At 56.6% G+C, this 10,239-nt stretch carries 7 protein-coding genes; 2 read left to right on the top strand and 5 right to left on the bottom strand.

The genetic code is table 11. The annotated features are described in order from the left end of the window. Window positions 1–5: 5 nt before the first annotated feature. The 4 genes from OR573_14025 to OR573_14040 all read right to left on the bottom strand — a co-directional run bounded on the left by OR573_14025 (window position 6) and on the right by OR573_14040 (window position 6,538). Entirely contained in the window at window positions 6–656 is a 651-nt protein-coding gene (locus OR573_14025) for a response regulator transcription factor (GenBank protein ID XGA79593.1), read from the bottom strand. Further along, on the bottom strand, window positions 656–2,125 hold the full coding sequence (locus OR573_14030) for an HlyD family type I secretion periplasmic adaptor subunit (protein ID XGA79594.1): 1,470 nt from the start codon (window positions 2,123–2,125) through the stop codon (window positions 656–658). The genes OR573_14025 and OR573_14030 overlap by 1 nt, the downstream gene beginning before the upstream one ends. Then, window positions 2,125–4,272 carry a type I secretion system permease/ATPase gene (locus OR573_14035; GenBank protein XGA79595.1) on the bottom strand — a complete coding sequence of 716 codons (2,148 nt, stop codon included), beginning with the start codon at window positions 4,270–4,272 and terminating at the stop codon, window positions 2,125–2,127. Before OR573_14035 ends, OR573_14030 begins: the two co-directional genes overlap by 1 nt. Window positions 4,273–4,396: 124 nt before the next feature. Beyond that, window positions 4,397–6,538 carry a TolC family outer membrane protein gene (locus tag OR573_14040; protein ID XGA79596.1) on the bottom strand — a complete coding sequence of 714 codons (2,142 nt, stop codon included), beginning with the start codon at window positions 6,536–6,538 and terminating at the stop codon, window positions 4,397–4,399. Window positions 6,539–7,056: 518 nt separating this feature from the next. Between OR573_14040 and OR573_14045 the strand changes: the two genes are divergently transcribed. Together OR573_14045 and OR573_14050 are read left to right on the top strand one after the other, a co-directional pair. Next, a complete protein-coding gene (locus tag OR573_14045) occupies window positions 7,057–7,770 on the top strand; it encodes a transglutaminase-like cysteine peptidase (protein ID XGA79597.1) in 714 nt (237 codons plus the stop codon). A 103-nt stretch (window positions 7,771–7,873) separates the two neighbouring features. Further along, window positions 7,874–9,769 carry an EAL domain-containing protein gene (locus OR573_14050; protein ID XGA79598.1) on the top strand — a complete coding sequence of 632 codons (1,896 nt, stop codon included), beginning with the start codon at window positions 7,874–7,876 and terminating at the stop codon, window positions 9,767–9,769. Window positions 9,770–9,836: 67 nt separating this feature from the next. Here OR573_14050 and OR573_14055 read toward each other — a convergent pair whose 3' ends face one another. Continuing rightward, complete coding sequence (locus OR573_14055) at window positions 9,837–10,160, bottom strand: tryptophan synthase subunit beta like protein (GenBank protein XGA79599.1); 324 nt, start codon at window positions 10,158–10,160, stop codon at window positions 9,837–9,839. Between the last annotated feature and the right edge of the window lie 79 nt (window positions 10,161–10,239).

Consider the following 10,239-nt stretch of genomic DNA (forward strand, 5'->3'; position numbering starts at 1 on the left):
AGGCTCTAACGTGTGGTTGAAAGCGTTTCAGGAAGATCGGCCGATCTACCTACAAGCTTAAGGATAAGCTGCATTCGATCCGTAATCGCCAGCTTATGAAAGATTGAAGTCAGGTGCGCCTTGACCGTGCGCTCGGTAATATTGAGGGTGCGTGCCACCTGTTTGTTGCTCGCTCCCTGTACCACCGCCAGCGCCACCTCGCGTTCGCGTTCGGTGAGCTTGTCCAGCAGGGCATGCCGGAGGCGCTGCTCGCCGTTGAGCGCTTGCCAGGTGTGCCCCATCACCTGGGCCATCAGGTCGGCGGGTACCCAGATCCCGGCATTCGTCACCACGGTGGCAATCTGTTGCAGCGTGGCCACCGGGCTGAGCGCATGGGCATAGCCCCGCGCCCCGGCTTGCAGGGCCTGCAGGGCATCGGCCTGCTGGGGGGCGTTGGCCAGCACGACCACGGCGCTCTCAGTGGAAAGACGGGTCACTGTCTCCAGCAAGGGCGCTGATAGGGGTTGCTGTTCGCCTTCGCAGACGACCCAGACGATATCCGGCGGTGGTGTCAGGCGGGCTGCTTCGGGGGCGATCGCGGCAACCTCGGCCTGTGGAAACGCTGCCTGCCAGCGGGGCTGTAAACGCGCGGCGGGGGTGATAAAGAGGTGGTTCATCAGCGTTCTCCCAATGAGTTGTTCCAGGCCCGTAACACCGGCTTGAGCAGAAATTCCATCACCGTGCGCTTGCCGGTCATGATGTCGACCTGGGCGGTCATGCCGGGGATGACGTCTATTTCGTCGGTGTCGACCTGGCCTTCCTGGGTGCGCACCCGCACCTGGTAAAAGGTGTTGCCTTCTTCGTCGGTAATGGTGTCGGCGCTGATGTGCTCAAGTTCGGCGTCCAGCCCGCCGTAGACGGCGTAGTCGTAGGCGGTCAGCTTGACGGTGGCCGGCTGGCCGGGGCGCAAAAAGGCGATGTCCTGGGGAGCAATCCGCGCTTCGACCAGCAGTTGTTCGTCGCTGGGGACGATATCGACCACTTCCTGGCCGGGCTGAACCACCCCGCCGCGGGTGTTGATATACAGCTGCTGGACGACGCCGTTGACCGGGGAGCGGATTTCTGACAGTTGGACGCGGTCTTCCAGGCCGGTACTGGCTTCTTCAAGCGATTGGATATCCCCAATGGTGTTGGCCAGGTCATCCCGCCATTCGCTGCGCCGTTCGGCGCCGAGTTCACGCAGTTGGGATTGACTTTCTTCCACCGCGGCCTGCAAGCGGTCAATCGCGGCATTCGCTTGGTCGCGCTCGCCGCGGTTACGCGAGACTTCCCGCTCCAGGCGCAGCACTTCCACCTCGGAGACGGCGCCGGATTGCAGCAGCGGCCGGGTGAGCTGGAGTTCCTGGCTGGCCATGTTGAGCTCGCGGGAGGCGGTATCGCGGCGCAGCCGGGCTTCCAGCAGCTCGGCCTCACGCTGGCGGATGCGATCACGCAGCACGGTTTCCTGTTCGCGCAGTTCTTCCCGGTGGCTGTCGTAGGCTTCGCGCTCCTGGGCCACCACGGAGGGGGCGTCGCGAAGCAGGTCTTCATCAGGGGCAAAGGGGGTATCGGTGACCAGGGCGCGCAGCCGTTCGGCGCGGGCGCGCAGGGCCTGCACCTGGGACTGGTTTTCGCGGAAGTCCGAGACAAAGCGGGTTGGGTCGATTTCCATCAGCACTTGCCCGGTCTCGACCAACTGGCCTTCGCGTACCTTGATGGCCTGCACCACGCCGCCGTCAAAGGATTGCACCTGTTGCAGCTGCTGGGCGGGGATCACCCGGCCCTGGCCGCGGGTGACTTCGTCGATCTCGGCAAAGTACGACCAGGTGATCAGGGCGACCACCGCGAGCACTACCGTGTACAGAAACAGCCGGGCGCGCAGCGGGTTCTGCTGCATCCGCGCCCAGTCGGCGTCGCTGGCCCAGTCGCGGTTGAGGTGAGCCGAGGTCACCCGCTTGGAGAACAGCCGGTCCATAAAGGGGCGGAAAACCTTGCCGCCTTTGGCAGTAAAGCGGCCGAGGTTATCAAAGCTCTTTTCTTCGGCGGTTGGCTGCTTCCGAGTCGCTTGTGTCTCGTTTGACGTAGAGGGTAACGTTTGCTTGGCCATTAGCTGGCCCTCCCGATTTGCCCTTTGCGCAGCGCTTCCACCACCTGTTCGCGGGGGCCGTCGGCCATCACCTTGCCGCCGTCCATAACGATAATCCGGTCGACCAGGGAAAGCAGTGAGGTGCGGTGAGTCACCACGATCAGGGTTTTGTCGGCGGCGTAGCGGGTCAGCTGTTTCTTGAGCCGGTCTTCGCTGGCGTGATCCATGGCGCTGGAGGGCTCATCGAGCAGCAGCACCTGGGGCGCATGCACCACGGCACGGGCGATCGCAATCGCCTGGCGTTGGCCGCCAGAGAGCAGACTGCCGCCTTCCCCCACGGGTAAATCCACGCCTTGCGGGTGGGAACGCACCAGATCGGCCAGGCCGCTGAAGTTAATGGCGTCGAGCAGTTTGTCGTCATCCACGCCGTCGATACCGCCGCCGGCCACAATGTTGTCGCGCAGGGTGCCGTAGAACAGGGTAATGTCCTGGGGCACATAGCCGATATGGCGGCGCAGTTGCAGGGGGTCGTACTGGCGAATGTCCACGTCGTCGAGCAGCACGGCACCGCTGGTCGGCTGGTAAAACCCCAGCAGCAGCTTGTTGAGGGTGGATTTGCCGGAGCCAATCCGCCCGATCAGGGCGACTTTTTCGCCCGGTTTAAGGCGGAAGCTGACCTCGCGCAGGGCATCGCGTTCTTCATCCGGGTAGCGCAGTGAGACGCTGTCGAAGCGAAGGTCGCCCTGCACCACGGGACGGTCAATGTAGCGTTTGCTGTCGGTGCGTTCCTGGGGTTTGTCCATCACGCCGTTGAGCGCTTCCAGGGCGGTGGCCGACTGGTGGTATTGGGCCATCAGGCCGGCGGCCTGGCTGATCGGCGCCATGGCCCGGGAGGACAGCAGGTAGGCGGCAATCAGGCCGCCCTGGGTCAGGTCGCCTTCAATGATCAGGTAGACGCCGGTGATAATGATCACCACCGAGACGGTGTGCTGGGCCCAGAGCGCCACACTGGTCACCGAGGTGCTGACCAGGCGCAGCTGGGCGGCGGTACGGGACAGAAAGGCCGAGGCCCGTTCCCAGCTGCCCTGCAGGCGGCTTTCGCCGCGCAGGGCCTTAACGGTTTCCAGATTGCCCACCGCTTCCACCAGAGTGGAATTACGCTGGGCGCTGATCCGCCAGGTGGTCTCGGAGAGTTCGTGCAGCTTGCTTTGGGCGGCCATGGCGTACAGCAGGACAAACACCGCGCCCACCACAATCGGGATCACCAGGGGCACGCCGATCAGGGCAATGATGGTCATGAACAGCAGCACAAAGGGCAGGTCCACCAGGGCAACGATGGTCGCCGAGCCGATAAAGGCCCTGACCGCTTCAAACGACTGCAGGGTGGAGGTAAAGGAGCCGGTAGAGGCCGGCTTGGCTTCCATGCGCATGCCCAGTACCCGCTGCATGATCGACGAGGTCAGCTTGACGTCCGCCCGGCTGGCGGCGAGATCGACAAAGAAGTTGCGCATCAGGCGCAGGGCCAGATCAAAGCACAGCACGATCAGAATGCCCGCCGCCAGCACCCAGAGCGTCTCGGTAGCCGCGTTGGGCACCACCCGATCGTAGACGTTCATCACAAACAACGGCATGGCCACGGCAAACAGGTTGATCAGCACCGAGCCCAGAATCACATCCCGATAGAGCTTGCGGTTTTCGCGGATCACGCCCCAGAACCAGTGGCGCTCGCGGGACTGTTTGACTTCCGGCCCGCGGGCGTCAAAGCGGAACTTGGGGCGCACATAGATGGCCTGGCCGCTGTAGGCCTCTGCCAGGCCGTGCAGGCTGATATCGGTGGTGGCGTCGCTAAGTTCCGGAAAGCTGACCGTCGCCTGCCCGCTACTCAGGTCCACCGCTTGCAGCAAGCAGGCACGGCCTGATTCCAGCAGCAGGATGACCGGGAACAGCGCCGGGTTCAGCTCGCCCAGCGGGCTTTTGATAATCCGCGCGGTCAGGTCAGCGCGGGCAGCGGCACGACCCACAACGCCCGGGGTCAGCTTGCCCTCTTCCAGCGGCAACCCCGCCCGCAGGGCTTCCCGGGTGGTCTCGTGATGGTGCTGGTGGGCAATACTCAGCAGGCATTCCAGCAGTTCATCCGCCTCCGCCAAGGTCGCTGGCTCGTCTGGCATTGAGTGGCTTTCGTTAGGCACACAGACCTCAACATAATTCGACTTAAAGTAAGCTACAGAAATATTGCCACACACCAAGAATTTGGTGCATGGCAATAAACTATAAGTGAGGTGTATTGATTACTTACCTGCTGACAGGAAAGGTCTCAGTGTAACCCAAGGCATCCAGCTCACGTTTCAGCTCCGCAATACTGTTATTGGTACCTGCCTGAACACGGTATAAACCACCACCTTCGAGGACGCGAACAGGACCACCAAGATTATTCTGCAAACGTTTTTGCAATTCAGTGGCGGATGCCTGCTTGCTTAAAGCAGCCACCTGCAGATAAACACTCGCAGCAGGCTGTGAACTGTCACTCACATGAGTATTTCTTGGAGCGGAAGTGGGCGATGCAGCGACAGCCTGACCGCCCTGTAAAGCAGTTACTTCTTGAATGGTTTCCAGGGTTATTTCAACACGCCTGTTTAAACGACGTCCCTCAACGGTTTCATTAGTAGCGGTAGGTTTACGAGAACCAAATCCTTCAGTTTGGATCAGCGCACGGCTAACCCCTTCACTAGACAGGAAGTTTGCTACGCTTGCAGCACGGCGGCGTGAAAGTGGTTCGTTAATCGCATCATTACCTGTTATATCCGCATGACCAGCAATATATATACGAGCTAGATCGGACCGTTCACGGATACTGTCAGCCAAGCGCATCAACTCCTTACGAGCCTCTGCGCTGAGTTTAGCGCTGTTTATCTCAAACAATGTATCGGCGGATAAAATAATATCAGGCGCTCTTGTCGGTGCTCCTCGCTCACCAATCAAGTCACTTAAGGAAAGACTTGCAGGTGATTCAGTAGGGCATACTGACTCAGGATCAATCTTGACGCCTTGACTGTTCAATTCAGCGAGGCTTGGGATATCAGTATTGGCCACTTCGAGCGTTTGTAACAACTGCCCCATGGATGCCAGGGTTCTTACATTGGCAATCACCACATCGTACTTAGCATTGACATAAGCACGGCTCGCTTCAAAGTATTCATTTTCACTATCAAGTACATCCAACAATGTACGCATGCCGATATCAAACTGCTGCTGATAGGCGCCACGGACACGCTCAATGGACTGACGATGCTGTTCGATATATTCCATCTGCTCGCGCAGGCGCTGAGTATCGTTGTAGGCAATCTGGGTCGTTTGGCGCACGTTGCGGCAGATCAGCTCGCGGTCATACACCGCCTCGCCGACCCGCTCACTGGCTGCGCGGAAAGAAGCCAGATCAGAGCCACCGCGGAACAAATTAACGCTGGCAACCAACTCAACACTTTGCTCATCGCGACGACCTGAAAGGCCCGTATCACTGCTGTTATTTGTTCCGGCACGGCCAACCAGATCGACCCGTGGTTGGAACCCAGAACGAGTACCGTCACGTTGGGCTCGAACAGATTGAATATTCTGAATAGCGGCATGAAACTCAGGGTTACCTTCAAATGCCATGTTAACGGCTTCAACAACCGATGCAGGCAGATCGCGGTCAAGTTCAGGAAACGGCGCAAGGCTTTGTGCGGGCAAGGTTCCGACTATACGTTTGTAACGCGCAGAAACATCATGAAGGTTTGAGGCTTCTGTCAACAGATTGGATTCCGCCAGTGACAGTCTGCCGGAGATCTGTTCAAGATCTACGCCACGCCCAGTCCCCGAAGCGGCTCTTTCTTCCATTTTGTTGTAAATTTGCTGATGCTCTGCATAGTTTGCACGAGCAAGACTCACAAGCTCACGATAGCGCTGGACATCAGCGTAGGCTCTGGCCGCTTCAAGAGATACCTGCTCGCTGGCATTGAGCAACTCGTAATAACGCACTAGCCGAGCACTGTTCAGGCGCTCAACCTCGTTAGCGGTCGCAAAACCATCAAATACCATCTGGTTAAGCTCAATCTGTGCGAAGTCCGTATCAAAACTGCCGCGGCCATCGTCTTCAAGGCTTTCACGACCAACACCCGCTGTCGCATCGATTGATGGCAAATAGTTACCGCGCGCTTCATCAGTATCATACCCTGCCGCTGCAAACGCCTGGAAGGCTGCTTTGACTTCAGGGTTTTGCATAATCGTCTGTTGTATCACTGACGGAAGAGTGGTGGGTAAAGGGGATGCCACATCAGCCGAAGACGACTGCGCAAAAACCTCTGCTACCGATAGAGGCATCAATGCGGCTCCGAATGAACACAGTAAAATTCTGCGCATCGATGCCTTACCTGCCGTAAATTTTGAGCTTGCCTTCATTATTAATCCCTTGTATGTCAGCCGTCCGAACCACTGCAGCAAAGCCTTCACGTAAAATTCAATAACATGTTGATTTATAACATATTAATTGATTTTATTAGATTTTTCGTTTCAAGACACAACGAGCTATCAAGCCGCATCAAGCGCCCAGTGAAAACACCTTAAGCTACTTAAAGCATTTTTAAATAAATCATATGAAATATTTAGAAAACAAAATACACACTGTTACTTTTTCAATGTAGCCAACTTTTTCCCTGCGTGCAAAAAAATACTCAAAAAATCTTTATTTAACATTATTTTACCAAAAAGATAACTATGCCCCTTTAGCGCACTTCCGCACACAAACCTTCTGTCGCCAGTAAGGCCCTGTGTATCTCAAAATTAGGCGCACTTTCTCCCCGTGTCTGACGCTTTCAAAATTGTTATGAGGTTGGGCATCGAGACTCGCTCGAACTAAGGAAGTCGTTGGCTTTCATTATCTGCTAAACTAAATGTAAATTATTATTTCGGTGAAATTTATGGCGCAACGGGCTCCTGTTCGCCCTCCACAGCCCTTTTCTATTTCCCGGCGCCAATTTCTGACGGCGATCGGCGTAGTAGTGGCCGCTGGTGCACTAAGCTACTTCCCTTCTTCAGCGAATGCCTTCAATCCTCAACGTCTGCGCAACAGCATGAACCGCCTTTATGGCGCTCGTGGTTTACAAACGCTGGAAGAATGGTTTGCCCTGCTTGACCGTTTGCGGGGAGCCAACGTGGCCACGCAGCTGCGCGATGTGAATGGCTTTTTCAACCGCCGCGTCTTGTGGCGTGATGATATCCAGATATGGGGGCAGGAAGATTACTGGGCCACTCCCCTGGAAACCATGGGCAAGGGTGAGGGGGACTGCGAAGATTACTCGATTGCCAAGTACATCACCCTTAAAGAACTGGGCGTGCCCGGCGACAAATTGCGCATGATCTATGTACGTGCGCGGATTGGTCGTTCACAGATCACCCAGGCGCACATGGTGCTCGGGTTTTATCAGACGCCCGCCTCGGAGCCGCTAGTGCTTGATAATCTGGTTGCCTCCATTCAGCCCGCTTCGCGACGTGATGACCTTGACCCTGTGTTCAGTTTTAACAGCAGTGGCCTATGGGCCGGTAACAGCAATAGCTCGCGCGCTGACCCCATGGCGCGTCTATCCCGTTGGCGTAGTGTAGTCTCACGCATGCAGGAGCAGGGCTTTGTATAAAACAGCTTTCGGACGGAGCCTTACATCTCCATCACGTTCAGACAGTACACCATCTATCCGCCACCAACGTTTATAGGCCAGATGTCATGAAGAGGATGTGCCCATGTCGTTAATCAAACAACTCTGGCTCACTGTGATTGCCATACTTCTACTGGCGTTTATAGGCAGCCTGACGATCAGCATTACCAGCAGCCGTCACTACATCGAACAGGAAGTGCAAATCAAGAACGCGGACAACGCCAACGCACTGGCACTTTCAATGACCCAGCTGGAAAAGGACGACGTCAGCATGGAACTGCTGGTAGCCGCACAGTTTGATACCGGCCACTACCGCCGGATTGAATTGCGCTCACCCCAAGGGGAAATCCTCCATCTGCGTGAGGCCGAAGAACATATCGACGATGTACCCCAGTGGTTTATCAATCTGGCCAGCTTTGAGGTTTCGCCCGGCCAAGCCGTGGTGCAGGATGGCTGGAGCCAGTACGGCACCCTGACGCTGGAAAGCCAGCACAGCTTTGCTTACCGTACCCTATGGCGCAGCAGCCTGGAAATGACCGGCTGGTTCGCGCTGGCCGGTGTGGTCAGCTTCTTGTTGGCCTGGTGGATTGTTCGTACCATCCGCAAACCGCTGGTCGACGTCATTCAGCAGGCTAAAAGTATCAGCGCCCGGCGCTTTACCACCACGGAAGAGCCCTACACTCTGGAACTTCGCGAGGTAGTCCGCGCGATGAATACCCTCTCTGGCGCGGTGCATGAGATGCTCAGCGAGGAAACCAGCAAGCTGGATGTTCTGCGCCGCCGCTTGCAGGAAGACCCCACCACCAAGGCGTTGACCCGAGAATCCTTACTTGAACGCCTTAAGCGTAACCTGGAAAGCAACTCCCATCGTGCCAGTGGCGCTTTGGCTCTGGTACGCGTTGAGCAGCTTGCAGAGCTTAACGAAACACTCGGGCGGCGCGGTGCGGATTCGCTGCTAACCTCTCTCGTTCAACATCTGCGTGAGGTAGGCGAACACTACGGTGATGCCGATGTTGGGCGCCTGAATGGCAGTGATTTCATGTTGATCATTCCGTCAGCGACTGATCTGGAAAGTGTCGCTCAGGCGCTGAGTACTCACCTAAACAGCCTGAAAGCGAGCATTAACGACGATATTGTGCTGGCCTCTGTGCTGGTGGACTACCAGGAAGGCGATACGCTATCGCAGCGCCTTGCTGCCTTGGATAGCACTCTGGCTGCCGCTGAAGCCAGAACAGACTGCCTGACCATGATCAACCAGGGTGAACAGCGTCATGCTCTCTGCACTACTCAAGAAGAATGGCGTGAAGCCATTGATCAAGCGATGGCAAAAGGTGTTCAGCTAGCCTCTTACCCAGTGCGTGACCGTAAAGGGGGCCTGATTCATTATGAGGCACCTTCACGCTTATATATGCAGGGCAGTTGGCGCAATGCAGGTGTCTTTATGCCTTGGGTACATCGCTTGCAGCGCGATGATGCTCTGGATATGGCCGTCCTTGAAGCCGCGCTGACGCATATCAGCAAGCATCACCAGCCCGTGGGCATCAATGTATCAGCGCGTTCCCTACGCGATGTTCACTTCATCAAACACCTCACCCAACGGTTACGCCAGGCAGGGAGGGCCACTCAGTGGTTGTGGATGGAACTACCTGAGCACGTGGCCATTCATGACCTGGCCAGTTTCCGCCTGCTATGTCGTGAGCTTCAGCCGCTGGGGGTCAAGGTCGGCCTGGAACATGTGGGCAGCGAGTTCAACAAGCTCGCCGACCTGCACGATCTAGGCCTGAGCTTCCTCAAATTTGATGCTTCCTTGGTTAGCGGCATAGAAAACTCGACCGACCAGCAAACTATCTTGCGCGGCATGGCCACCCTCGCCCACTCGCTTGGCATTCTGGCAATTGCTGAAGGTGTGAAACATGAATCTGAAGCCGAAGCGCTGTTTGACCTCGGCCTGGACGGCATTACCGGCCCAGGGGTGAAGTAAGCCGTAACACCTGTTATGAAACCGTCCTGACGCCCGCCTTCTTGGCGGGCGTTGATATTAAGTATGCCTAGATCACATCACCGTCATCATCATCCATCAGGCCAACATCGTTCACCCGCTTACGCAATGTCTGGCGATCCAGCAGCTTTTCCTGAGCTTTTTCCGGCAGATCAGTAAAACGCAAAATCCCCTTGTCCATCAGCAAGGTAATCACGTCTTCGAGTACCCGCACAAATTCCATATCAGATTCACGCAGCCTTGCCGCTTCGTCCTCAGCCGCAAAAAATGCCACCAGCTCCGCCGAGCCGGGCGTCAGGTACTCCTTGCAGTCAGGCGATGGCTCCTTGCACACCTGAACAATGCTGCCCTCTTTATTACGTTTTACGTACATCCCAAGGCTCCTTGACACATTTATTCATTATCTTAAAGGCTTTGATGGCACAACGCTGCCTGTTCTTTGGGTGAAGAAC

This window comes from Halomonas sp. CH40 (assembly GCA_041875495.1).
GTDB lineage: Bacteria > Pseudomonadota > Gammaproteobacteria > Pseudomonadales > Halomonadaceae > Vreelandella.

Bases quoted from the DNA above. Each gene is read 5' to 3' on its own strand.
- OR573_14050 (XGA79598.1), top strand. From the start codon at position 7,874: ATGTCGTTAATCAAACAACTCTGGCTCACTGTGATTGCCATACTTCTA.
- OR573_14040 (XGA79596.1), bottom strand. From the start codon at position 6,538: ATGAAGGCAAGCTCAAAATTTACGGCAGGTAAGGCATCGATGCGCAGA.
- OR573_14030 (XGA79594.1), bottom strand. From the start codon at position 2,125: ATGGCCAAGCAAACGTTACCCTCTACGTCAAACGAGACACAAGCGACT.
- OR573_14035 (XGA79595.1), bottom strand. From the start codon at position 4,272: ATGCCAGACGAGCCAGCGACCTTGGCGGAGGCGGATGAACTGCTGGAA.
- OR573_14055 (XGA79599.1), bottom strand. From the start codon at position 10,160: ATGTACGTAAAACGTAATAAAGAGGGCAGCATTGTTCAGGTGTGCAAG.
- OR573_14025 (XGA79593.1), bottom strand. From the start codon at position 656: ATGAACCACCTCTTTATCACCCCCGCCGCGCGTTTACAGCCCCGCTGG.
- OR573_14045 (XGA79597.1), top strand. From the start codon at position 7,057: ATGGCGCAACGGGCTCCTGTTCGCCCTCCACAGCCCTTTTCTATTTCC.